Raw genomic sequence first — 25,872 nt, forward strand, 5'->3', positions numbered from 1 at the left:
AGCGCTTCGACTAAATCTGACAAAAATCGGGAAGTGACAGGCACCACAAAACAAGCTTCATAAGCATGTTTCAATTAGTGTTCGAATAACATGTACTAATGATTATTTATAGTTGGGAGAGGTAGTTGTGGTGCAGTTTATTTTGGGGTTATTTACTAGTGAGGAAAAGGCAGAGGCAATTTTGGCGAGTCCGTTGATTGAGTTGATTTTTTTGGTGTTATTTATAGGTTTTGTTGTTACATTGTTTGTTCATTTAGCATTGTTTACGAAGCTAAGAAAACTGAGGAACTACTTTAATGACACGAATCGAATGGATATAGAGCCTTTGAATGCATTTCAAAAAGAATATGAAAAAAGGCAGCAAGAAGACCCTGTTGCCGTAGAAACCTTTGTCCAAGAAAGATTTTCCAGCTGGCGCGTGTTTGGGATACCTGTTGTAAATTTAATTAAGATCATTCAAATGACAGTTTCAGTTTTTATACTAATTGGTGTGTTAGGTACGTTTATAGGTCTAACTATTTCTCTAGGAAGTATCGATTCGACAGGTGATCAACTAGTTGAAAATATTGCAGCAGTACTCACTGGTATTGATGTAGCATTTTACACGAGTATTGCTGGAATGGGATTTTCCTTAATTATGACTATTTTACTAAAAGCATTGAATACAGAGCATGTACTCACTGACATTATGTTGAAAGTTGAATCAAATTTAGAAGGAAATGATGATAATAATTTAGGTAGATTAATTCTTGTTTCGGAGATGATAAATCAATCTATTTTAAATCTACAAGAAACCAATCAAAAGTCCTTAGGCAGTTTGGAAAAAGCGTTTGAAGGGTTTCAAGAATATACTACTGGTTTACAGCAATCAGCAAAAGATTTGGTTCAGTTTAATGATGGTCTATCCGGAAACTTAAAGGAATTTCATATCCTTTTTGATGAAATGAAAGAGGTCACTACTGGTTTTGATGAGGGAACATCCACTTTAAACAATAATTTTGATACCCTATTCACGTATTTTCAAAAGGTTGATGAAAAAAATGAGCGAATGGTCAAGACAATGGAAGGTACGTATTCAAAAGTAAAGGATGTATCCGACGCCCAAAAGCAAACCTTACAACAATTTGAGGGTTCAGTCACGGAACTCAAAAATTTCACCTCGTCTATTTTACAAGGACAGAAAGCTATCTCTGATTCTTTTGGTCAAATAACGAATCAAAGTAATCAACTGGTTAAAAGAATGGAAACTAATAATAACGAATTGAAAAATATTTTTGGAAATGATTTATCTTCCAAAATGGGTGGAATTACAAATTATCTTGGTGAGTTATCAAGAGACTTTGATAGGCTTGGGGAAACCATATCTGATTTACCGGAAGCCTTGGAGATTATTAATCAGACTCAAAACGAATACAAGCATCTATTGTCTGACCGCTTTGAAGAATTAAAGCACTTTAATAGGACATTTGGTAACCATTTAAAAGAACATACAACAGAGTCGATGTCGTTTGAAAGACATTTACGAGAAGTTACAAAAACATTCGAACAAGTAAGTATGAAGAATAGTCAGTTGATGCAAGAACTAGATTCTAAAATATCTCAAATGAACCAAGGTTTCAATCACAGAGAAAATCAGATTGAAACTAGTGTTGGTATTTTAAAGGATACACTTTCTAATTATGTATCAAGTTTAGAGGGATCCTTTGGTAGCCGCATGGATCAAGTAGTGCGTAATATAACTGGAACCATGGATCATACAAATGAAAATTTGAAACGTGAATTTATGGAAATAAGAAGAATAACAGAACAAAACCAACAAAGTAATTCTCAGTATATACAACGTATGGTACAGGAATTAGGTAGAGAAATGCAAACCCTTATTAGACAAATGAGTGTAGTTAGTACACAAGGTCCATCAAGACAACCTGGGATAGGGATGAACCAAAATGGATACTAAGTATCAGCGCTTGTTTAAAAAGGAAAGTGATGAGGGACATTTTTGGCCATCTTTTACAGATGTATTAACAGTTATTTTACTGTGTTTCATATTGATTTTTATAGCAATGATGGTGATTAAGTCATATCAAATTGAGGAAATGAAACGGACAATTGATCAGATTATGGGTGTTCGTGTTCAACTGGTTAATGATCTAAAAGAGGAGTTTGATGGTACAGGAATTACTGTGGATGAGAATACAGGAGCAATTATATTTGAGACTGATATATTATTTGAGTATGATAAAGCCGATTTAAAGCCCGATTCTTACCAATTCCTAGATGAATTTGTTCCTAAGTATTTAGATGTTCTCTTAAACGAAGGCTATGAAGCGTATGTCGCTGAAATTATTATTGAAGGACATACAGATAGAAATGGTGGTTATTTGTATAATTTGGAGCTTGCACAGGACCGTGCTTATAGTGTCGCTTCTTATATACTAGGAAATGACTTTCCATATAAAAACATACAGGAACACTTAGCTGGAAAATTAACAGTTAACAGTAGGTCCTATACAGATTTTCGAACAGATAAAAATGGCGAATATAGTGCCGAGGCATCACGGAGAGTGGAGTTTAAATTTCGATTGAAGGATGAAGAGATTTTAAATAAAACAAGGGAAATATTAGGAGAGTAGGTATTACAATAGGCGATAGTATCGCCTATTTTTAATGGCAAAATCGGCATATTTAAATACTCCTATTCCATACTAAAGAAAAAGGAGGTAAACCATGGCGAAACGAACAAAAAAGAATGACCAGGATCAAAAGAATAAAAAAGGGTTTGATTCAGCTAAACAGGATACAGAGTTTTCTAAAGAATTTGGTAGTGCAAAAGCAAACCAAGCACATAAAGAAAAAGCCAAAAAGGCACGAGCTAATAATAAGGAAAAATAATTTGCGCTAAAAGGAGAGTATCATTATGACTCGTTCTAATAAAGAAAAACAAAGGCAATGGACAGCCAATAAAAAAGCTAAAAATCCACATGGTAAAGTAAAATCTTTTGAACAACTTGCGGAAGAAGCACTAAAGGGAGATAAATAATAAATAATAGGACTGGGACTTGTACAACTAGTCCCAGTCACTAGATAAAGCATTTAACCTAGAACACTTTAAAAGGAGAAATATACATGCATAATCTTAGCCATAATCAGGCTATAGAAAAAGTAAATGAACTATTAGGTGAGGATTTAAGGTATAACTTTGAAGAACAATTAGAAACTGCAGGAGACCACGGTTATCCAAGTTTTTTAGTGAAAAATAGCAAAGGGAAAGAAGTTCAAATTATGGTCGATTGGGATAAAGAAGCGGATATATTAAGCTTTACCATCGGTTCAGAAAATGCATAATGAACAAGTAAGGTGTTTGGGTTAATAAGGGGTATAAGTAAAAAGTAAGAACTACTACAACTATTAAATCAGAAAAGGCAGGATGATTTTATCCCGCCTTTTGTATGTATGAAAAAGATCAATTTTTGAAATACCTAGCGTTAGCGCAACTAAGCCGTTCGATAGGAGCTTGGCAACACCATAGTATTCTATATTAACCTACATAATTTTCTTGTTTATCTTGATTTGCCTTTGCCTTCTTTTTTGCCAATCTTCTTTTAAAATAAAATAAGCCCAACAGAATTACCGCAATTCCGGCCATGAAATAGGTTAGGTATTGTGTAACAAATTCCTCCGATGCTCGACCAAATAAATAAAAAGCTACCCCTACAACATAAAATTTAACAGCTCGCCCAATTGCAGCATAGCCAATTAATTTCCAAACCGAATAATGAAAACATCCTGAAAGAATGGTAAATACTTTAAAAGGTATTGGTGTAAATGCACCAATTAGAATAGCGGCTTCTCCATTGCGGGTGAAGGATTTGGTTGCTTTTTCAACCCATTTTGGTTTAAGAAATTTATGTAAAACGGGTTCACCAAGTTTTTTACCAATTAAATAACCAATCGGGGTACCTAATAAACAGGCAATATAACCAACAGTTGCAAGCCATATTGCAGAATGCGGGTCTAACATACTAAGAGAAACTTGGGTGAAAAACGCGGGAATAGGGAATATGATAGCATCAATAAATGAGTGAATAAAGATCCCTATATATCCAAAGTTTTCGAAAAATTCGCTGACCTGTTGGACCATGTTACATCTCCTTTGTAGGGGACTAGAGTATATATTGAAAGTATACCATAGAAAACGGTGTCAGTCCCCTCTAAAGTCCCAGATTCATAGTCAGGAATTTATGATTTCGTCGATGTTTTGATCGTTATAATTGAATTGTAAAAGTAACTATAATCTGTAAAGGGCAATTATTACAAAGGAATGGGCAGTTTCACTCCTAGGATAGTGGACTGCCCATCAGGTTATTGTCTGTTTTTAGGATATCTTACTTTACCTTTCATTTCGTTGAGTTCCTTTTTACTTTTGTGTTTTTTCTTTTTGTCTTTCATAAAAGAATCCCTCCTTGAATATTAGTTTGAACGGATATTTGTAAAAAATGTATAAAGTCTTTTAGTGTGAAAATAATAAAACAAAATAACAGGTGCCACTTTATTAATTAGCACCTGAATCTTAACATGTGAAAAGTGGTTAGCGAAACTCCGCTAACCACTTCTGTATGAATTTTTTATACTTTCCATTTGGTCTTTTTACCGCTTCTTTTGGCATCTCAACCGGATCTTTCAATCCATTCACCAGCATTGTGATTTTAAACTTTTGGCCGGGCTCGTCCATACAATAGGAACCAATTTTAAATAACTCTGCTTTATCGAATAAATCATTTAAACGTAAGTTAATTTGTCTAAATGTCTCCATATCTATTTCTCGTGTATAGCCAATATTTATAATTAATTGTTCCGCTTCTGTGAAATCCTTTGGCAAGTATGGAGTAGATATCAATTGTTTTAAAGGCTCATCAAATTTTCTACCTTCTATTGCGTGTAGAAATAATGGACCCCTATTTTGATATATAAATGTTTTAATATCCTGATAATCTATATTTACTTTCCCTGTTTCATCAATCATTTCCCTTAATGCTTTGATCGTTAGGTCCTCGATTGTATCAAAGATATCCTGTGCTTCATGGATTGGTGTTGATGGATTAATGGTTTCCATTAATCCATCACTGTTAAAGAAAATAACAGCATCACAGTATTCTTTCATAATGTAATATTGTTCTTTAGCTGTTAGTTGCCTTCTTTTACCCTCAAATCGAAATGGAAATCGAAAGACGCCAATAAGAAGGGCTTTTCGTTCTCTAAGTGACTGTAGTTCACGTTGTAGTTCTTGAACTTCACTTGGATTTCCACCAATAAAACGATAAAAACAAAGGTCATCCTGCTCTAATTCAGCAATAATCGATTGTTTCCTGTTAGATAAGTCTGTTTTCATTTTAAATGGTCCAAAAATTCTCTCCATGTCGTCTCTCCCAACTCTTTTCAATCATTATTCTCACCATAATATCAGATATTCTATATAAAGTTTGTCACTTTGTGTTAAGAAAAAGGACTAGTTTTGTTGAACAGGATGATAGATAATCCATGTCTGTTTCTAAAATAAACTTTACAAATGAGATAGAAAGGTGTATTGTATATAGTATTGAAAAATACTTACCTAGGTAACTATTTGGAGGATGAACATGTTAAATCAGGATTTACTTCATTTAATGAATCAACGTGTCCGGTATATTAGCAAAAACCTAAATGAAAGTTTACAGCAACATGGCTTATATAATTCACAATGGTCAATTTTATATTATTTATATAAACATGGTACAAAGACACAAAAGGAGATTATGAATTATTTTCATGTGAATGCACCAACCATTACTCGTACAGTGAAGCGAATGGAAGAGAATGGTTGGATTATTCGAGTTGCAGGAGATGATAGACGTGAGCGTTATATTGAGTTAACAAGAGAAGCAAGGGAAAAATATAAGGAAATCGAGAATACGGTTTCTAAACATGAGGAGAAAATTCTCTTCAATTTATCAGAACAGGAAAAAGAAATATTATTTGAATTACTTCAAAAGATAGAATAGTGGGGGATTTGCAGCATGAGTAATCATCAAAATAAGATTTGGACAAGGGACTTTATTAATATTTCCCTGGTGCAATTTATTGTATTTATTGGATTTTATACGTTACTTACTACATTGCCAATATATGTTATTAAAGAATTGGGTGGGACGGAAGCAGAAGGCGGTTTAGTTGTAACTATTATGTTAATTGCTGCCATTATCATGAGACCAATATCTGGTAATCTAATTGAAAAGTTAGGTAAGAAAAGAACACTTTTATGGAGCACGGGCTTGTTTACAGGTACCATGTTTTTTTATTTTATGATTGATAGCTTTTTAGGATTAATGATTCTTAGATTTATTCATGGGCTTTCTTTTGGAGTGTTAACAACTGTTGCTAGTGCCATAGCTGCAGATGTAGTGCCAAATGAAAGAAAAGGTGCTGGGCTTGGTTACTTTGCTATGGCAACTAATATAGCTATGGTTGTAGGCCCGTTTTTAGGTTTAACACTAATTCAATTTATTTCATTTAAATTATTATTTATTATCGTAAGTTTCATTATATTAATTAGTGTTATTTGTGCAATCCAGGTAAAGGTACCAACATTAGCAAATGAAGCTCCTAAAACGATAAAGAGTAAGTTTTCTATCCACAATTTGATAGAGGTAAAAGCATTACCAATTGCAGTTATTAGTTTATTTGTAGGGTTATCCTATTCAAGTATTCTTTCCTATGTCAGTGTATTTGCAGAGGCACATAATTTAGCAAGTGTTGCAAGTTATTTCTTTGTAGTATTTGCTGTTGTTATGATTATAGCCCGTCCTACGCTCGGAAACTTGTTTGATGTGAAAGGACCAAAATATGTAATAATTCCGTGTTTATTAATATTCAGTGTTGGATTAGTAATTTTAGGTTTTAGTACAACTCCATGGGTATTTCTTGTTGCAGCAGGAATTATAGGTTTAGGTAGTGGTTCTCTGCTCCCAAGCTTTCAAACAATGTCCATTCAAGCCGGAGGACCTGGAAGAAGTGGTCACGCAACTGCCACATTCTATATTTTCTGGGACATTGGTATTGCAACAGGATCCTATGTGCTTGGAATGATTGTTGCAATGTTTAATTTCCAAGTGTTGTATGTAACTTGTGCAATATTATTAATTGTGGTTCTAGGAATGTTTATAATTCAGCAATCTTGGCAAGAAAAGAAAGAAATGGTGGAACAACAAGTACCAGTTGAAAACATGTAAATAAAGGCTTGGTTTCAGACTTTAGACTGAAAATCCCTACAGTAAAAGTAGGGATTTTTTGTGTTTGAAAATCAGTCGCGGTCCCGAGGTTAATGAAAGGTGAAATGAGTATGATAGAAGTAAGAAAACAAAGGGAGGAAATAACATGTATTACGATATTAATAGAATGTTGGTTGAAGAAAAAATGAAGGAAATGAGAAAGTATGCTTCAGATAGTAACTTATATGAAAAGAATAGAAAAAGTAAAAAGGTAAAGATGTTAAAAAAACAACGTCAAGTCCAACTGATTCAAAGTAAAAATGTAGGCTAAGCTCCTCTGGTGTAGAGGAGTTTTTTGTATGTTACTTATGGTAAAATAAAGAAAAATGTTTGAGAGGAGTATTCAGATGAAAACAGCACTTGTTTTTGGTGGTACCAGATTTTTTGGTGTCAACTTGGTAGAGGATTTATTAGCAAGAGGAATGAAGGTTACTGTTGCAACGAGACAATATAGTGATGATCCATTTGGTGACAAAGTAGAACGATTGAAGGTTGACCGATTTGACATGGAATCTGTCGAGGCTGCAGTTCAAGATAGGGAATGGGATGTAGTATTTGACCAATTATGTTTTTCTTCGAATGATGCGAAAATAATTGCTAACACTTTGGAAGGGAAAATGAGACGTTATGTCTTTACTTCTACTTTATCAGTTTATGATTATGGAATGAAAATGACGGAAGAAGAGTTTAATCCTTTTACATATGAATTGAACATGGTCGATAGACAAGAAGTGTCCTACCAAGAAGGAAAAAGACAAGCAGAAGCATATTTTTTTCAAAAAGCAACTTTTCCAGTAGTAGCAATGCGTATTCCGATTGTGTTAGGTGAACAAGATTACACAGAAAGGTTAAAGTACTATGTGGAGAGTGTTAAAGAAGGAAAGAAAGTATACTTTCCGAATCTTAAAGCCGAAATGTGTTTTGTTCATCAGAAAGAAGCAGGAGAGTTTTTAGCGTGGGTTGCCGATACGGATTTTACAGGTCCTATTAATGTATGTGCAAATGGTTTTATAACAATGGGAGCGTTAATGAAACTTGTTTCTGAAAAGACTACATGTGATGTAAATATTACTTCGGAAGAACAGCTTGAGTCCCCGTATGCGATAAAGGAAACATGGACATTAAATAATGAAAAAGCCGCAAGATTAGGATACAAATTTACTAATCTTACTAATTGGTTACCAGAATTAATTACATATTTATCTAAATAAATAAGCTATAGATTGTGCCTTAAACTTGATAGGGTTTCAAGTTTAAGGCTTTTTATTTGTGAATATAGCGATAATTTAAATTAATGTATTCACTTTCTGTTGAAAATAAGTTTATGATAACTATTGGATGAGAATAGTGTGGGCGGAGGGCTATCTGATGAAGGAAAAAGTATTTTGGTTGGGAATAATTATAGTTTTAATTGATATTTAACCAGACTCAATTGGCTATATTTTGATTTGTTCAGGTCTATCTTATTTTGTTGATGAATATAAGACAGGTGGCAAGGCAAAAGGTTGGGCAATAGTTCTGGTTATATTTTCTATACCAAGTATATTTATTTCACAAAGTATAGTTAGTGAAACCTCTCAATTTCTATCTGTTTGGTCAATCTATCATATGTTATTAGGATTATTGAAGTTAATATTAGTATTTCATATATTCCAGATATTAATTGTAATTGCTAAAGATAGATTAGATAAAGAAATTCATAATTATACTAATAACTTCTTTATCATTTATATGATTATTATCCTTGGAACGTATATAATCACTCCTTTTCATATGAATCTGCAGATGGATACAATCAGTTGGTTCATAACTTTAATACATGTAGTTGGTTTTATTATAGAAATTATGTTCTTAGTTTTAATCCATAAATATAAGAGATTGAACTAATTTACTCCTAGTTCAATCTCATCGTTACGTTCTTATGACAAAAAATTACTCATTACGTTTATATATTTATCGGGTTCTTCAATATAGGGCATATGTGCACTATGTTCAAAAACATGGTATAGGCTATTAGGAGTAAGGCTACTAAAGTACTGAGTGGATTCAGGTGTAGCCTCATCATATCTGCCACAAGTATATAAGGTTGGAACGGTAATTTTATGTAATTCATTGGTGCAATCAAAGTTCTTTAAGTTACCTGCAACATCAAATTCTGATGCGCCCCACATTATATTATATATTTCTGTGTTTTTATGTTTGAAACCTTCCTTTAGAAAAGTAGGTATTTCAGATTCTGGCAATCGGCAAACAAATTGGTTATTAAAAAATTTTGTTGCTTCCTTGTAAGCTTCTGAATCTGTATTACCATTTTCCTCACATTCTCGAATTGTCATTTGTACATTTTCTGGTAACTTCATTAGATTTCTTTTTTGATCTGCAGCCCATCTTGGCGCACTTAAACATGGACTTGAAAAAATGATGCTTTTAACACCTTCAGGATATTTTAAATAATATGCTGCTGCAAGGGTGGTGCCCCAGGAATGTCCTAGAAGATGAAATTCTTTTAAACCTAGTCCTTCTTTTAATTGCTTTACCTCATCAACAAAACGTTCAATCTTCCAAAGGGAGGAATCATCAGGTCGATCTGATTTTCCGCAACCTAATTGATCATATAGGATGACAGGCCGTACTTTAGCAAGTTCTTTCAACCCCTGTAGTGACCAATGTGAGGAACCAGGGCCACCATGTAGAATAATAACGGGCTCGTTATTTAAATTATTGTCGTGCAATTGATACCAAACTTTACCACCGGTTACTTGAATAAATCCCTCAGTTGTTGCCATAGCGCATTCTCCCTTTTTCCTGATAAATTACTAACTATCGTACCACTTTTATACCAATTTGCAACGATTATAGCCCCAATGGTATACTATTAATAAAATTCTGAATTAATGGGGAGATGTTGTGTTAGTATTTGGATGGGTTATTTTATTGATTATTATTATTTTAAATCGATACTTAAAGAAAAAGTTTAATATTAATGAAGATAATCTTCCGTTTAGGTCTTATAGTAATTTACACAAATGGCTTGAAAGAATTTTGTTCCTAGGTTTTGCTATTCTCTTCGTAGTAGTGAATTACTTATTTTTCGATGTAGTAGAAGATTACTTGTTTTTTGGATTTGGTTTCATTCTGTTTGCTACCCGTGCTTTCATGGAATACAAATTTGATCGTGAAGACAAACAATACCTTCTTACATTGGTTTGGGCTATTGGTTTACTAGTAATGTTTGTTGGATCTAATATCCATATGCAACAAACCATAGCACCCTACAAAGAAGTTGTGGAATAACATGGATAGTTATTACGAAATATACGTGAAGGGTGAAGTGAATTCTTTCCAAGCGGTGGGTAACAAGGGACTTTATCAGATGCTTGAAAAAAGTCAATGGGAATGGGTTTGCTATGATGAGGATTCTAATAAGTAATGGATAAGATCATCGATGGATGATTTTACCCACTACTGTTTATTCTATTTAATTAATCAATTGTTACAGCTAACCCTTTTATTTTCAAAGATGGAGAACCAATATAACCATAGAAATCCGCTGGTGTAAACTCAAGATCTGTTCCTACTGATTCAACATTATGCAACAATTCAAAGAAGTTTCCTGCAATGGTCATTTGGTTAGTTGGGCTAAGGATTTTCCCATCTTTTATATAAAATCCTTCTGCGGCTAAGGAAAAATCACCAGAGACGTGATCAGCACCGGAATGTAATCCGGAAAGTCTAGTTATCATGATGCCTTCTTCAAAATCTTTATATAAATCTTCATAGGATGTATCTCCTGGAAGAACATAGAAGTTAGAAGGACTAACACCAATAGAATCTTTATATGAAGATTTATTGCCATGTCCAGTAGACTTAACACCATCTTTCTCCGCCGTTTTTAAATTATGGAAGTAAGATTTCAATATACCATTTTCCACAACTGTTAGTTTTCTAGTAGGAACACCTTCCGAGTCAAAGGTTCCACTTTTAATGCCATCAGGTAAATGTGGATTATCAATAAGTGTGATTGCCTTTGATGCAATCATCGTATCTAATTTCCCCTTCAGTCGAGATTGATTATCCTGAACTGATTTTGCTGAAAAGGTAGGGGAGAAGACTGCTAATAATCCAGCAGAGGCAGAATTATTTAAAATAATTGGATAGGTTTTATTTGGATATGGCTTTCCTCCTAAGTGACGTAAACTCTTTTCAACGGCTTCTTTGGCAATTTCATCTGCATCCATTGCTCCCAAATCTTTAGTTAATTTGAAATAATAATCAGATTTGATTTCCTCATCTTCTTTTACTACTACTAAAAACATAACAAAAAGGAAATTATTACGGTCTTGTAAGGATAGACCATTATTATTAAAAATTGCTTTTTCAACTAGTTGGTCTTGAATGGAAGCATAACTAGTTTGTACAACTCGTTTATCATATTCATAGATTTTATTTGTCACTTCTTTTAGAAAATTAATTTTTTCTTCAATGGTTGTTTCTAAAAGGGCAGGCGAGTAAAAATCTAGTTTTTCATAGGTAGTATCACCTGTAAATAGCTTTTCAGGGTCACCTTCTATGAGAACAGAATTTTCTTTTAAATTACTTAATAGAAAACTTACAGAATCCTCATCGAGTTTTTCTGTGTATGCGTATCCCATTTTACCTTGGTAAAGACCGCGGACGGAAACGGCACTAACAGTAGAAGAGCGATAGTCATCAATTTCGCCTTGGGAAACCTGACACCCAAATCCAGATTGTTTTTCATAGTATAACTCGATATCAGAAAGCCCTATTTTTTCTCCTTCAGCAAAAAGTTTATTCCGAAAAGTGATTAAATCCATCTTAGTTTGCCTCCCTTCCACCCACAGTAATTTCACTAACCCGAAGCATAGGTTGTCCTACATTAACGGGAATACTTCCACTTGAAGCACCGCACATACCTGCACCATGGCCAAGATTGTTTCCAACCATGTCTACTTTTTGGATTGTTTTCGCACCGTTACCTATAAGTGTGGCACCACGTAATGGCTTATCAATTTTTCCGTTTTTAACTAGATATGCTTCATTAACAGCAAAGTTATAATCACCTGTGGCTGGGTTGACCTGCCCTCCACCCAAATATTTGGCATAGATTCCGTGTTCCGTATTGGCAATAATTTCATCAGGCGTTGAGCTTCCTGGTGCGATATAGGTATTGGTCATTCGTGAAGTTGGGGCATATTTATAGGATTCCCTGCGACCAGAACCAGTAGATTCAGCATTCATTCTTCTGGCATTAAACTTATCAATCATATAACCTTTTAAAATACCATTCTCAATTAATACATTTTTACGGGCTTTTTCTCCTTCATCATCAATGTTAATGGAACCCCATTCATTGGTAATCGTCCCATCATCGATATAAGTGACTAAATCAGAGGCTACTTTTTTACCAACTTTATTCGCAAATACAGAATTGTTTTTTGCCACTGATGTAGCTTCTAAACCATGTCCACAAGCCTCATGGAAAATAACTCCACCAAATTCATTGTCAATGATTACAGGGAATTTACCACTTGGTGCGTGCTCCGCATTTAACATGGTAACTGCAATTCTTGCGGCTTCTCTTGCATAATGTTTTAGATTGAGGTTCTGAATAAATTCGAAACCTTGCATTCTTCCAGGTCCATAAAATCCTGTCTGCATATCATGTTCGTTGGAGGCAATTGCATTTATGGCCAAACGGCTCCATACACGTGTATCTTCTATATATGTACCTTCTGAATTAGCAATTAGTACATGCTGCTCTTCTTCCACAAGTCCAATAATAGCCTGTGAAATAGAAGAATGGTAGCTACGTGCTATTTGATCTGCCTTACGTAAAACTTGAAGTTTACGACCTTTTTCCACACTGTTTGGCATAATTTGAAAAGGGTGTATCGATTCATTGGTTTGCTTTACTAAAGGTACAACGATGGTTTTCTCTTCAGAATTCTGAATAGCTTGTGCGCAAGCATTTGCAGCCTGTAGTAGGCCTTCTTTTGAAAAGTTATTTGTATAGGCATAAATACTATTTAATCCTTTGAATACTCGGATTCCAACACCGAAGTCTCGCCCTGATAAACTTTTTTCCAATTTGCTGCTTTGAAGGGTCATCCGATTTGTAAAGCGGTCTTCAACAAATACTTCCGAAAAATCACCACCGGTTATTAGTGCAGCAGAGAGCACATCTTCAATTAGTGACTTGTTTAACATGTAATTCCCCCCTTGTGATTTGTTTAACTTATCAGAATTTATTATATATCAAATTAAATAGAATTACATTAATCTTGAGGCGGGGGTAACCTCAGTCCTGAGACCGAGAAATTGAAATTATTAAAGCACCTCAAACTTTGAGGTGCTTTTAGTTATTGAATATAAAAATACTTCATAAGTGTATAAGATATCCATACACATTGTGGATGCTTTCGGATATTTTCAATTAATCCTTTTATAATAGCAGCATTATAGGTTAAATTTGTTATTTGTTCCTTCAAAAGAAGTAATGATTCTTTTTCAATGGAATCCTCTAATTCTTCCAATACTGCAGCAATTTGAATGAGGAGATCACCTTTTGATATTTCTTCCTTTTCAAGTTTATGAAACATATGTATATAGTCTTTCGTAATAAATGGTGTTGTAATATTTTTTGCTAGTAAATTTGTTTTTTCTACTAATGATCTGGCTACTAAATCAACATTAAATTCTATCTTATTAAAAAGTATGAAACCTGCATACCCGTTGATTAGTCCTTTAATAGTAAAAATCAAGTCATACTTGATATTATTAATTTTTTCACCATAAGCTTTGACAATCATGGATAAAATGGTTTCATCTGTCTTTTGGTCATAATAATGCATCTTTGTTAATAACTCATCATTAAGTGAATACGTCTGTTCCTTCATTAATAATTTAACAAAGTTTGCATGCTTTAAGAATGCTTGGAAGGTAGTATGGAAAAAGTAATACAAGATATCATTAGAATTTGAATGTCTGACCGTGTAGTCAACGTCAACTGTCAATTGCTGCATAAAGTGATCAATTAATCCATGTATTAATTCGTCTTTTGATTTAAATGATAAATAAAAAGCACCCTTCGATATACCGCAATAATCAGTTATCTGTTGAACAGAAGTAGCTTCAAATCCCTGCTTTGCAAATAGTTCAAGTGCTTTTTTCATTATTAATTGTTTTTTGCTCATTTGTAAATTTTCTCCTAATATCTTTGTATTTAGTTGACAAAATGACTGTGTAGTCATTAGTATAGAGAAATGAGTTCATAAAGTCAATTTAGGGTAGGTGTAAATGTGAAAGGTTTTGTAAATTTTGTAGTTAAAAATAAGTTAGCAGTTTGGCTATTAACTTTTATCATTATTGTTTCAGGTATTTATTCTGGTTCACGAATGAAGACTGAAATGATACCTGATATCTCTATTCCTTATTTAATGGTAACTGGTGTTTATCCAGGTGCAACACCTGAAAAGGTAATGGAGGAAATATCCATACCACTTGAAAAAACGGTGGAAAATCTTGAGGACGTAAATGCCGTTTATTCTAATTCATATGCGAATATGGCAAGCATCCAAGTCGAATATGATTATGGTATTGATATGGACGAGGCTAAACGTGCATTAGATTCTGCACTTGATAATGTGACCTTACCAGAAGGTGCACAAGAACCAACTATTACAGCCATTAGTATGGATATGATGCCAGTGGTTGCTCTAAGTATCAGTAGTGAAACAGAAGATATTGTGGATCTAACATCAACAGTTCAGGAAGTTATCCTTCCCAATCTAGAAAAATTAGACGGGGTGGCTTCTGCAACGATTACAGGTCAACATATCGAGGAAATTGAATTACGATATGATGAAGAAAAAATGACAGAATTTGGCTTGACAGAAGATGATGTTAAGCAAATGATTCAAGCTAGCGATATGGCAATTTCTTTAGGTCTTTATGAGTTTGAAGAAGGGGAGCAAGCTGTAGCAATCGACGGGAAGTTCATGTCAGAAAATGATTTGAAAGACATGCTAATTCCTGTTACTCCTTCTGAAAATCAGCCTGTTCCTTTTGTGAAATTAAGTGATGTTGCAACGGTTGAAGTAGTTGGGAAGGTTCAATCCGTTTCCCGTACTAATGGAGAAAACGCAATTGCAATTCAGGTTGTTAAGGGACAAGATGCGAATACAGTTGATGTAGTAAATGAAGTAAAGGACTTAATGAAGGAAGAAGAAGCAAATCTTGAAGGCTTAGTTGTAGAGGTTTCTTTAGACCAAGGTGAGCCAATTGAAGATTCGGTTGCAACAATGGTAGAAAAAGCTGTTTTTGGAGGACTTATTGCAGTTCTAATCATTCTATTATTCTTGCGTGATTTTAAATCAACAATTATTGCAATTGTATCTATTCCAGTATCCATTTTCATCGCATTAATGCTGTTGAATTGGTTGGATATTACCTTGAATATTATGACGCTTGGTGCTATAACGGTCGCCATAGGACGTGTTATTGATGACTCGATTGTAGTAGTGGAGAACATTTACAGGCGTTTACATTTGAAAGAAGAAAAATTAAATGGTCGTGCTTTAGTTCGTGAAGCAACACTTGAAATGTTTAAACCAATTGCTTCCTCTACTTTAGTAACGGTGGCTGTATTTGCACCGTTGATGCTTGTTGGAGGTATGGTTGGAGAATTATTCTTACCATTCGCACTAACGATGACATTTGCATTAGGCGGATCATTACTTGTGGCAATAACTATCGTACCAGCATTATCGCATTTCCTATTTAAGAAGAAGCTATATAATGAAAAACAGGAAATTAAACATAAAGAAGCTGGTAAGTTAGCTAACTGGTATAAAGGTGTTTTACGTTGGACGTTAAACCATAAAATTATTACGTCTACAGTAGCAATTATTATGTTAATTGGAAGCTTGGCATTAATGCCATTAATTGGTTTTAGCTTCCTTGGTAGTGAAGAAGAAAAGGTAATGTACTTAACATACACACCTGAAACAGGAGAACTTCCAGAGGAAACATTAGAAAATGTTTCCGCAGTTGAAGAAGAGATGTTAAAACGTGAGGATATTGACATCGTTCAATTATCGATTACAGAAAATGATCCACAAGCTTCCATGATGGTTGGTGGTGGCGGTGCACTAATGTACCTAATCTTCGACCCAGATATGGAAAACTTCCCAGAAGTTCGTGAAGATATTGAAGAGTACGTCTTTAATATTGGGCAGTCTGGAGAATGGAAGAGCCAAAACTTCTCTTCTATGGCATTTTCTTCTAATGAGTTAAGCTATACATTATATAGTGAAGACTTAGATAAATTAAATGAAGCTGTATCGATGGTAGAAGAGACAATGAATGAAACGGAAGGTTTAACGGATGTATCTTCTAGTAAAGAGGAATCTTTTGTAGAATATACATTTAAGGTTGATCAAGAAGAGCTTCTACAATACGGTCTAACAACGGGACAAATTGTTATGTTGTTAAATCCGAATCGAACAGAAGACGTATTAACAACAATTGAAAAAGATGGTAATGGTCTTAATGTTATTGTCAAACATGATGAACAAATTCAACAACCAAAATCAATCGATGAATTGCTAGAAACGGAAGTAATGACAGCATTAGGAACGACTATGCCACTGTCTGAGCTAGTTGAAATAGAAGAAGGCACGACATTAAATACACTTGCTCGAAGTAAGGGTGAGTATTATGCATCAGTTTCTGGAACAATTGTCGGGGATGATATTTCAAAGGCTTCAGCAGAAGTTGACGAAGCTGTTAGTGAACTGAAGTTTCCGAAAGGGGTTACGACTGGTGTTGCCGGAGTAACCGCTGATATGGAAGAAACATTTACACAACTTGGATTTGCTATGCTAGCTGCTGTGCTTATTGTATACTTTATTCTTGTTGTAACATTTGGTGAAGGATTAGCACCATTTGCAATTCTATTCTCTTTACCATTTGCGGTTATTGGTTCATTTGTTGGATTGCTTATTGCAGGTGAAACGATTTCGGTTACAGTTATGATGGGATTACTCATGTTAATAGGTATTGTTGTTACGAATGCGATTGTACTGGTTGATCGTATAATCCACATGGAGCACGAAGGAATGGAAATGCGTGATGCAATACTAGAAGCTGGTATGACACGTCTTCGTCCGATTCTTATGACAGCAATTGCCACAATGGGTGCCTTAATTCCGATGTTATTTGGCAATGCAGGTGGAGGATTAATTTCAAAAGGTCTTGCGATTACAGTTATCGGTGGATTAGCAAGTTCAACCGTCTTGACTTTAATCATCGTACCTATTGTTTATGAAATCTTATCGAAAATCTTTAAGAAAAATCGTAAAGAAATTCAGGATAATTAATGAAAACAGGTAGTTCTGCTTATTAGGCTGAACTACCTGTTTTTTATTCTGGTAGAATAGATAAATAATTTTCAAGGTAAGAACGAAATAAGTAACATAATTAATCTGTAAAACTAGCCATCATAATTCTCATATGTGCATAAGCTCCGCCTGCTCGTAATGCTGAACTTACCATAACTGCTTCTGCAAGTTCTTCATTTGTTGCTCCTAGCTTCTCTGCATTCTTCGTATGAACGTCGATACAATAAGGGCATTGTGTTGCTGTGGCAACAGCTACAGCAATAATTTCTTTGAACTTCCCACTCAGTTTCCCATCCTTCGTTGCAGCAGTGCTAAAAGCTTGGTAGCCTCTGAATGCTTCTTTAGAAAATTTTACTAGTTGGCCTAGGCTTTTTAAATTAGAACGCTCATAGAGGGAATTGGATGCTTCAGTATCTTTCGCATTATGAATATGTGTACTGTGTGTTACAGCGCCTCCTGCTTCTACAGCCGCAGTGACAAATACTGCTTCAGATAATTCTTCAAGTGTTGCGCCTACTCTTTTAGCATTCTTCGTATGATAATCAATGCAATAAGGGCATTGTGTTACATGCGTTATGGCAACTGCGATAATTTCTTTTTCTTTCCTAGTCAACATACTGTCCTTAAATACAGCCATATTAAAATCATTAAATGCTTGTAATTGATCTGGAGCCAAATCCTTTAATCTAGTCAAACTTTCCTCTTTTGAATAAAAATGTGTCATTTTAAATCGTCCTTTTATAGTATTTTGTCCATTCAATAACAAATGGGACAATTTAGTGGAAGTAGTAGAAAAAGTTTTAGTGAGAAATTTGCTAATCTATTCTTCCTACTTTCAAATTACCCAATAGATAGAGTTTTAAACAAAATTATCCTAATAACTCTTATTTATTTTTCAAGTTTTCATTCGATATTGTATGTATAAATATGATAGGAAACTATCATTTTAATATTTTGATAATAATATGATTTGAGGAGTAAGTGGCCTTGGAAATAATGAAAGGAATTTTTATGATTATTTTAGGTTCTATGTTTTGAGAAGCGACTGGCCCGTTGCTTTTGCACTAAGCAGTTTATTAGCTTAAATAGATTTGTTTAGTGTACTATTAAGTGAGAAATAATCTCAATTACTTTAATCTTAGTAGTGAGATGTAGAGTAGAGGAGTTTTTTTATGGAAAAATATCGAATAGACCCTAGCTCCGGGTTAGAATTTGGTATATATACATTAGGTGATCATATTGCTGATCCACATACGGGAGAGCGTATTTCTAGCCAATAACGTATTAAGGAAATAATTGAGTTAGCTAAGATGGCTGAACAAGCTGGTATTGATTTCTTTAGTGTTGGAGAGGGCCATCAAGATTATTTTACGACACAAGGACACACAGTAGTCTTAGGAGCTATTGCTCAGGCAACAGAAAAAATTAAAATTGCGAGTTCATCGACAATTATTAGTACATTAGATCCTGTCCGTGTTTATGAAGATTTTGCGACGATAGATTTAATTTCAGATGGTCGAGCTGAATTAATTGCTGGACGTGCATCCAGAGTTGGTGTATTTGACCTGCTAGGATACAGTTTAAGGGACAATGAAGATTTATTTGAAGAAAAGTTCGAATTGTTATTGAGAATAAATCAAGAGGAAGTTGTTAATTGGGAGGGGGAATTTAGAGCGCCATTAAGAGATGCAAAAGTAATTCCTAGACCTCTACACGGTACATTACCAATTTGGCGTGCAGTTGGTGGGCCTCCTGCAAGTGCTATGAAAGCTGGATACGCTGGTATTCCAATGTTTTTAGCTATGCTAGGTGGACCAGTTACAAGTTTTAAACGCTCTGTAGATATTTATCTTGATGCCGCAAGAAGAAATGGACACAACCAACCCAGAAGAGCTACCAATAGCAGCAGCAGCAGGCTTTTTCTATGTTGCTGATACAATACAACAGGCGCAAGCTGAAACCTATCCATATATAAATGAGGGAATGAAATTAACGAATGGTAGTGGTTTTCCAAAGCAACATTTTGCACAAGGAGCACACCCCCATGATGTAATGAATATTGGTAGTCCAGAGTTGATAATTGAGAAAATTCTATATCAACATGAGGTTTTTGGACACCAGCGTTATATAGGACAAATGGATTTTGGTGGAATCTCTTTTGATAAATTGAAACGTAATATTGATATAATAGGGACAAAAATATTACCTGAAATAAAGAAGCATACACGAAAGAAATAGGGGGAGCATGAATGAAGATTGTAGGCTTATCTGGGTCTATTGTTGGATCGAAAACAAGGACAGCAATGGAGCGAATGATGAATATTTTAGCTGATAAATATACAGATGTTGAACTTATATTAATTGACTTAGCAGACTATGATTTGCCATTTAGTGATGGACGTAACTATACGGATTATGATGGAGATACTGGCTATGTGACGCAAACGATTATGGAAGCAGATGCTGTAGTAATTGGTACTCCTGTATTTCAAGCCTCTATTCCGGCAACACTTAAGAATATTTTTGATTTATTACCAGAAAAAGCTTTCTTAAATAAAGTTGTAGGATTTGTTGTGACTGCCGGTTCAGCAAAGCATTATTTGGTTGCTGAACAACAATTAAAACCCATAGTAGCATATATGAAGGCACAGATTGTTCAGACTTACGTGTTTTTGGAAGAACAAGATTTTTATCTGAAAGAAATTACTAATGATGATGTAATCTTTAGAATGGAACGCTTAGCAGAAGATTTAGTAACATTAACCAAAACATACGAAAACATTCGTGAAGCAAAAGAAGTAGAATACGGTTTTTAGAAGAATCTGGTATAAACTAGGTTCTTCTTTTTATTAGGAATCAGTAAAGAAAATAACTTTGTACATATAGTAATTCTCTTGTTTTATTAAAAGTTTCTAAATTAGATTGATTTTAGCTTACATGAACAGATGAAAATGAAAGGGAAGTGTATTATCATTAAAAGGAAATTAAAGGTTGAATTTGTTATAATATTTTGAGAGTCCAGATTACAGGGAGATTAAAAATGAAGAAAACTATTGGGATTTTAGCGCATGTTGATGCTGGTAAAACTACATTTTCCGAGCAATTACTTTTTCATACTAAGGCAATAAAATCTAGAGGTAGAGTAGACCATCAAAGTGCCTTTTTGGATAATCACGATATTGAAAAGAAAAGAGGAATCACGGTATTTGCGGATCAAGCGATTTTTAATTATAAAGATTCTACATATCATCTGATTGACACTCCCGGACACGTCGACTTTTCTCCGGAGATGGAGCGAGCTATTCAAGTAATGGATGCTGCTATCATTATCATTAGTGCGGTAGAAGGAATTGAAGGTCATACAGAAACAGTTTGGAAGTTATTGAAGAAACATCATATTCCAACCTTCTTTTTTATTAATAAGACAGATAGAGATGGAGGAAATGTTGGGACGGTTTTAAGTGATATTCGTGCTAATTTTAAGAGTGATGTTTTAGATATTAATTGCTGTTCTATAAAAGATTCATTAAGTGAAGAGATAGTTGATTTTATTGCTGAACGAGATGATGAACTCTTGGAGTACTATATGAGTAATGGTGTTAATCGTGGATTATGGCTACAAAAGATGCAGGAAATGGTCAAGAAATGCAAGCTATTTCCTTGTTCATATGGTTCGGCCCTCCAAGACATAGGCATCGAAGAATTTTTAGAGAACTTTGATTATCTAACACGCACACACTACAACGTGGAAGGGGAATTTGCGGGCCGTGTTTACAAGATCCGATATGACGAAACAGGGACACGGATGACATTTATAAAGGCGTTACATGGTACTTTAAATGTTCGGGATGAGATAGCTTATGGAGATTCAGACAATAGAGAAATGGAAAAGATAACGCAAATAAGAAAGTATAATGGAAACCAATTTGATACGGTGCAAAAGGTCTGTGCTGGGGAGCTTTTTGCTGTTTTAGGGTTAACTAATGCTGTGATTGGTGATGGTGTGGGTGCATTATCTGAGAAACTTACCTATGAAATGATTCCAACCCTTCGTTCAAAGGTAGTATTTGAACCCAAGGTGAATGTGAAAGAGGCTTTAACTTACTTTAAAGTACTTGACTCTGAAGATCCTTCATTGAAAGTAACTTGGGAGGAGCAACTACAACAAGTTCATATCCACGTTATGGGGACAATACAATTAGAAGTACTGAAACAAGTTGTGCTAGAACGTTTTAACTTAGTGGTTGAATTTGAAAAACCAGAAATTATATATAAGGAGACAGTAGAATCTAGTGTCACAGGATATGGGCATTTCGAGCCACTTAAACATTATGCTGAAGTACATCTCCAGATTGAATCAGCATCCCGTAATAGTGGTGTCCAGTTTAAAAGTATTTGTCACACGGATCACTTATCTGTTGGATTACAAAATTTGGTTAGGCAACATGTTTTTGAACGTGAACATCATGGGTTATTAACAGGCTCTGGGTTAACCGATGTTAAGATAACACTTTTAAGGGGAAGAGGACATAACAAACATACCCATGGTGGGGATTTTCGAGAAGCGACATTTCGAGCAATTAGACAAGGATTAGAAAAAGCAAATAATAGATTGTTAGAGCCTTTTTATAGCTTTAAAATCAAGGTTAATATTTCTCAAATGGGAAGGGTGTTAGCTGATATCCAAACTGCCCATGGAAAATTCGATCCACCGATTACTGATGGTGATAAAGCGATAATTACTGGTATGGCTCCGGTTTCAACTTTTATGGAATACCCGATGATACTTGCTTCTTTTACAAAAGGTAAAGGAAGTATTTCGCTAAATTTTATAGGCTACGATCTCTGTCATAATGAACAAGAAATAATCAAGAAAATTAATTATGATAAAGACTCCGATTCGAAGTATACATCCTCATCGGTCTTCTGTGCAAAGGGTGCTGGATATAGTGTGAGATGGGATGAAGCGGAGAAAATGATGCACTGCTTATAATCATATGAACTTATGAAATATCCCAATGACCCTGTGACTAAACAGTGGTCATTTTCTTGTGATTGAAGGAAGGGCTTTTTTTAATGAACTTTTAAACAGACCATATTCCGGAGTCATTAAAAAATAAATCCCATTCAAATAGACCATGTATCATATTAGGAAACCAAGGACTTTGTAACTTCGCAGTTTTATAAACAAATTACGTAATCAATTATATTTTTGAAACCAATGGAAAAAATTCACTATAAGATTCAAATGTTTATATTGGCGCATATTTGTCAGGATGTTAGAAACAATAAAGGTAGTATTTTGTTGATTTTCTAAGATAACGGAGGTTTAATATAATGGCATATTTAAATTTGCATGAAAAGTTACAACAGGCTAGTAGGTTATTAAAAGAAGCACAGGATGCAGTCATTCAGGCTCAGGGACAGGATTTACAAACTCTTGAACAAGCTGAGAGTGCACTTAACCAAGCTGAAAGCGAATTGCGAAGTGTTCAAAATCAAGCTGGAACAGAAGCAACAGAAAATCCTCAGTTCCAACAAGCATTTGAATCATTACATGATATTAGACAGCAAGTACAAGAAGCGCAGCAGAATATTAATGATGTTCTGTAATGATAGAAAGGAAACTTCTATTCAGGGTTTCCTTTTTTAAATTTAGTTGTTTTATAATAATAATACTTTTGAACTAGTTATAGACTGAAGATTTCTTTTTCAGGTAGGGCTTTTTAATCAAAATCTCTTTATAATGTCTAAACTTGAAACCTTTAATAAGTAATTGTCGTAAATATAAGGCGAAACGAATACTTAATTAAGGGGATGACATGTTGAGAAAGTTGTTTTTTATAAGCACATTAGTTATGCTAACCTTTGGTCTAGTGGCATGTGGTGAGAATGCTGAAGATGTTTATACAAAAGCCATGGAAGCAGCAGATAAAATGGAAAGTGCTGAAGTTAGTATGAAGTTAAATCAAGAAATAGCAATGGCTGAAGAAGGTAAAATAGTTATCGCTAGTGATATGGAAGGATCGATGATTATTGATCCGATCGCAATGCACCAAAAAGGAACGATGTCTATGACAATGGGCGGAGAAGAAATGCCTATGGAAATGGATACGGAAATTTATTTTGTAGATAATGAAATGTATATTTTTGAATCTATGACAGAACAATGGATTAAGGCTGACAGTTCACTTCTCCCAATTGATACATTAACTTCTAATCAACCGGATGTTTCTGAACAGCTTAAAATGATGGAAGAATATGTAGAGGATTTTGAATTTGAAGAAAAAGATAATGAGTTTGTATACAAATTGACTGCTGATGGAGAAGGTTTTAAAAAGTTAACAGAAGAAATGCTTGATGAATATCTCCCAAAAGAACTAACAGCAGAAATGGGTGACCTAACTCAATTACTAGAGGAAATGGAAATTAAGACGCTGTATATAGAAATGTATATAGATAATAAAACATATGATTTAAAGAAGTATAATCTTGACATGGATATGTCGATGAAAGTAGAAGGTGAAACAATTAGTATCGTTCAAAATATGAAATCTGAATATACTAATATAAATGCCATTGATAAAATTGAAGTACCACAGGAAGTTTTAGACTCAGCAGTTGATGAAACTGGATTTTAATTTTTTGAAAAAAGATTGATCACTAAGTGATCAATCTTTTTTTGTTGACCAATCGAGTTTGACAATTGATGGATAATAGTCGAAGTAGCAGAACCAGGATATTCAAGTATTTCCTGGTTTTATTCCCTTAATGGAGTAAGTCTACTGTAAGTCCTAATTTTCAAGTAACTAGTAGCTATTTTGATGTCTGCTACTAAGTTCTGAAATAAACTTGTAATATGATGCTAAAGTGCATGAAATCTATTAATGTTATAATTTTTCTTGGTAGTTTTGACTAATTACTAGTAGATATGAAGAAAGCAGGGGAAAAAGTTGAGAAGATTAACTGTAATTACCTTAGCTATTTCAATTATTTTCGGAACCGCATTTAGTAGTATTCATGTCTTTGCTGCAGAAAAAGATGAATTGCAGGATATTAAAGATCAGCGTAATCAAATCCAGAAGAACCTTTCGGGTGCACAACTTCAAATAGATACTATTATGTCTGAGATAGATGAATTAAATAATGAGATTAGTCGAGTTAATGAGGAAATCTCTAAAAATCAAACATTAATAGATCAAACAGAAGGAAAGATTACGAATACTATTGTTGAAATAGGTAAACTACAAGAAGAAATTAGGGAATTAGAAGCAGATATTGAAAAGCGTCAGGAGATTTTAAAAGAGAGAATGTCCTCTTATCAAAAATCAGGCGGTTCTATCAATTATCTTGAAGTATTATTTGGTGCCCAAAGTTTTAGTGATTTTATAAGTAGAATCACCGCCGTAAATACAATTACCCAATCTGATGCCGATTTAATCGAGAATTTAGAGTCGGATATAAAAGCTGTAGAAGAGAAAAAGTTGCTTTCATTAAATAAACTTGATGAATTAAATGAGATGAAGCTTGAACAGGAAGAAACACTAGCAATTGTTCAGCAGCAGAAACAACAAAATGAAGCAAGTAGAAATACTTTAGAGGCTAAGCAAAGTGAATTATTATCTATTATAGAGAAATTAAAAAAAGAAGATAGCAGTCTTGCTAGTGTGGAGTCAGACATCAAAAACCAAATTGCAGCCGAGGAAGCAAGAAAGAAAAAAGAGAAAGAATTAGAGCTATTGGCTAATAAATCAAGTGATTCCAACGATTCAAGTCAAAGCAAAGAGACAATAAAGAATGTAGATGGGAAAACGTTAACCGTAACAGCTACAGCATATACAGCATATTGTAAAGGTTGTACTGGGATTACACACACAGGAATCAATTTGAAGGATAATCCAGATTCTAAAGTTATCGCTGTTGATCCTTCTGTTATTCCTTTAGGTTCAGTTGTATATGTAGAAGGTTATGGTTATGCTATAGCTGGTGATACTGGAACAGCTATTAAAGGAAATAAGATTGATGTATTCGTACCATCGCGAGCGGAAGCTTTAAAATGGGGAGTACGAAAAGTTAAAGTTACCATTCAATAATTTTTTATAGAGATGTGTCCCACTTACAAGTGTGGTCACATCTCTTTTATTTGT

Annotated in this window: 24 protein-coding genes and 1 pseudogene; 18 read left to right on the plus strand and 7 right to left on the minus strand. The window is 34.3% G+C overall.

Annotated features, from left to right (window positions below; translation table 11 throughout):
* Positions 1–127 precede the first annotated feature (127 nt).
* The 5 genes from K332_RS0101560 to K332_RS0101580 all read left to right on the plus strand — a co-directional run bounded on the left by K332_RS0101560 (position 128) and on the right by K332_RS0101580 (position 3,345).
* Complete coding sequence (locus K332_RS0101560; protein ID WP_026905844.1) at positions 128–1,957, plus strand: MotA/TolQ/ExbB proton channel family protein; 1,830 nt, start codon at positions 128–130, stop codon at positions 1,955–1,957.
* On the plus strand, positions 1,947–2,633 hold the full coding sequence (locus tag K332_RS0101565; RefSeq protein WP_026905845.1) for an OmpA family protein: 687 nt from the start codon (positions 1,947–1,949) through the stop codon (positions 2,631–2,633). Before K332_RS0101560 ends, K332_RS0101565 begins: the two co-directional genes overlap by 11 nt.
* A 94-nt stretch (positions 2,634–2,727) precedes the next feature.
* Complete coding sequence (locus tag K332_RS24150) at positions 2,728–2,892, plus strand: hypothetical protein (protein ID WP_169727343.1); 165 nt, start codon at positions 2,728–2,730, stop codon at positions 2,890–2,892.
* 25 nt (positions 2,893–2,917) lie between these two features.
* Positions 2,918–3,040 (plus strand): DUF6254 family protein, encoded by a 123-nt coding sequence (locus K332_RS24355; RefSeq protein ID WP_245604616.1) that lies wholly within the window; start codon positions 2,918–2,920, stop codon positions 3,038–3,040.
* An 86-nt stretch (positions 3,041–3,126) separates the two neighbouring features.
* Positions 3,127–3,345, plus strand: a complete 219-nt coding sequence (locus K332_RS0101580) for a hypothetical protein (RefSeq protein ID WP_026905846.1) — start codon at positions 3,127–3,129, stop codon at positions 3,343–3,345.
* Positions 3,346–3,538: 193 nt separating this feature from the next.
* On the opposite strand, the gene K332_RS0101585 is transcribed toward K332_RS0101580, so the two are convergent.
* Together K332_RS0101585 and K332_RS0101595 are read right to left on the minus strand one after the other, a co-directional pair.
* Positions 3,539–4,141, minus strand: coding sequence for a YqaA family protein (locus K332_RS0101585; RefSeq protein ID WP_026905847.1), 603 nt, complete (start codon positions 4,139–4,141; stop codon positions 3,539–3,541).
* A 447-nt stretch (positions 4,142–4,588) separates the two neighbouring features.
* A complete protein-coding gene (locus K332_RS0101595) occupies positions 4,589–5,416 on the minus strand; it encodes an FtsZ/tubulin family protein (RefSeq protein ID WP_026905848.1) in 828 nt (275 codons plus the stop codon).
* 220 nt (positions 5,417–5,636) lie between these two features.
* Here K332_RS0101595 and K332_RS0101600 point away from each other — a divergent pair, with 220 nt between their 5' ends.
* From K332_RS0101600 to K332_RS0101620, 5 genes are all read left to right on the plus strand, one after another.
* Positions 5,637–6,038 carry a MarR family winged helix-turn-helix transcriptional regulator gene (locus tag K332_RS0101600; protein WP_156914127.1) on the plus strand — a complete coding sequence of 134 codons (402 nt, stop codon included), beginning with the start codon at positions 5,637–5,639 and terminating at the stop codon, positions 6,036–6,038.
* 15 nt (positions 6,039–6,053) lie between these two features.
* Positions 6,054–7,265, plus strand: coding sequence for an MFS transporter (locus tag K332_RS0101605; RefSeq protein ID WP_026905850.1), 1,212 nt, complete (start codon positions 6,054–6,056; stop codon positions 7,263–7,265).
* Between the two features lie 145 nt (positions 7,266–7,410).
* Positions 7,411–7,575 (plus strand): hypothetical protein, encoded by a 165-nt coding sequence (locus tag K332_RS23870; RefSeq protein ID WP_156914128.1) that lies wholly within the window; start codon positions 7,411–7,413, stop codon positions 7,573–7,575.
* A 76-nt stretch (positions 7,576–7,651) separates the two neighbouring features.
* Entirely contained in the window at positions 7,652–8,515 is an 864-nt protein-coding gene (locus tag K332_RS0101615; protein WP_026905851.1) for an NAD-dependent epimerase/dehydratase family protein, read from the plus strand.
* 232 nt (positions 8,516–8,747) lie between these two features.
* The gene (locus tag K332_RS0101620) at positions 8,748–9,191 is read left to right on the plus strand and encodes a hypothetical protein (protein ID WP_026905852.1); all 444 of its coding nucleotides are present in this window, start codon (positions 8,748–8,750) and stop codon (positions 9,189–9,191) included.
* 32 nt (positions 9,192–9,223) lie between these two features.
* Here the strand turns inward: K332_RS0101620 and K332_RS0101625 are convergent, their stop codons facing one another.
* Positions 9,224–10,090 (minus strand): proline iminopeptidase-family hydrolase, encoded by an 867-nt coding sequence (locus tag K332_RS0101625; RefSeq protein ID WP_026905853.1) that lies wholly within the window; start codon positions 10,088–10,090, stop codon positions 9,224–9,226.
* Positions 10,091–10,211: 121 nt separating this feature from the next.
* On the opposite strand from K332_RS0101625, the gene K332_RS0101630 reads away from it, so the two are divergent.
* Entirely contained in the window at positions 10,212–10,598 is a 387-nt protein-coding gene (locus K332_RS0101630) for a DUF4181 domain-containing protein (RefSeq protein WP_026905854.1), read from the plus strand.
* 188 nt (positions 10,599–10,786) lie between these two features.
* On the opposite strand, the gene K332_RS0101640 is transcribed toward K332_RS0101630, so the two are convergent.
* From K332_RS0101640 to K332_RS0101650, 3 genes are all read right to left on the minus strand, one after another.
* On the minus strand, positions 10,787–12,139 hold the full coding sequence (locus K332_RS0101640; protein ID WP_026905855.1) for a TldD/PmbA family protein: 1,353 nt from the start codon (positions 12,137–12,139) through the stop codon (positions 10,787–10,789).
* Position 12,140: 1 nt separating this feature from the next.
* Positions 12,141–13,532: a TldD/PmbA family protein gene (locus tag K332_RS0101645; protein ID WP_026905856.1), complete on the minus strand. Its 1,392-nt coding sequence runs from the start codon at positions 13,530–13,532 to the stop codon at positions 12,141–12,143.
* A 152-nt stretch (positions 13,533–13,684) separates the two neighbouring features.
* Positions 13,685–14,518 carry a TetR/AcrR family transcriptional regulator gene (locus tag K332_RS0101650; protein ID WP_026905857.1) on the minus strand — a complete coding sequence of 278 codons (834 nt, stop codon included), beginning with the start codon at positions 14,516–14,518 and terminating at the stop codon, positions 13,685–13,687.
* Between the two features lie 105 nt (positions 14,519–14,623).
* On the opposite strand from K332_RS0101650, the gene K332_RS0101655 reads away from it, so the two are divergent.
* Positions 14,624–17,704, plus strand: a complete 3,081-nt coding sequence (locus K332_RS0101655) for an efflux RND transporter permease subunit (protein ID WP_026905858.1) — start codon at positions 14,624–14,626, stop codon at positions 17,702–17,704.
* Between the two features lie 100 nt (positions 17,705–17,804).
* Here K332_RS0101655 and K332_RS0101660 read toward each other — a convergent pair whose 3' ends face one another.
* Positions 17,805–18,449 carry a carboxymuconolactone decarboxylase family protein gene (locus K332_RS0101660; protein WP_026905859.1) on the minus strand — a complete coding sequence of 215 codons (645 nt, stop codon included), beginning with the start codon at positions 18,447–18,449 and terminating at the stop codon, positions 17,805–17,807.
* Between the two features lie 448 nt (positions 18,450–18,897).
* On the opposite strand from K332_RS0101660, the pseudogene K332_RS21810 reads away from it, so the two are divergent.
* The 6 genes and pseudogenes from K332_RS21810 to K332_RS24650 all read left to right on the plus strand — a co-directional run bounded on the left by K332_RS21810 (position 18,898) and on the right by K332_RS24650 (position 25,818).
* Positions 18,898–19,963 (plus strand): annotated as a pseudogene (locus K332_RS21810) (LLM class flavin-dependent oxidoreductase).
* Positions 19,964–19,974: 11 nt separating this feature from the next.
* Positions 19,975–20,541 (plus strand): NADPH-dependent FMN reductase, encoded by a 567-nt coding sequence (locus K332_RS0101670; RefSeq protein WP_026905860.1) that lies wholly within the window; start codon positions 19,975–19,977, stop codon positions 20,539–20,541.
* 224 nt (positions 20,542–20,765) lie between these two features.
* Positions 20,766–22,718, plus strand: coding sequence for an elongation factor G (locus tag K332_RS0101675; protein WP_026905861.1), 1,953 nt, complete (start codon positions 20,766–20,768; stop codon positions 22,716–22,718).
* Positions 22,719–23,062: 344 nt separating this feature from the next.
* Positions 23,063–23,338, plus strand: coding sequence for a hypothetical protein (locus K332_RS0101680; RefSeq protein ID WP_026905862.1), 276 nt, complete (start codon positions 23,063–23,065; stop codon positions 23,336–23,338).
* Between the two features lie 212 nt (positions 23,339–23,550).
* A complete protein-coding gene (locus K332_RS21815) occupies positions 23,551–24,366 on the plus strand; it encodes a DUF6612 family protein (RefSeq protein ID WP_051359312.1) in 816 nt (271 codons plus the stop codon).
* Positions 24,367–24,678: 312 nt separating this feature from the next.
* A complete protein-coding gene (locus K332_RS24650) occupies positions 24,679–25,818 on the plus strand; it encodes a PcsB-like coiled-coil domain-containing protein (protein ID WP_026905863.1) in 1,140 nt (379 codons plus the stop codon).
* Positions 25,819–25,872: the final 54 nt, after the last annotated feature.

This window comes from Paucisalibacillus globulus DSM 18846 (assembly GCF_000482485.1).
In the GTDB taxonomy this organism is placed as follows: Bacteria; Bacillota; Bacilli; order Bacillales; family Amphibacillaceae; genus Ornithinibacillus; species Ornithinibacillus globulus.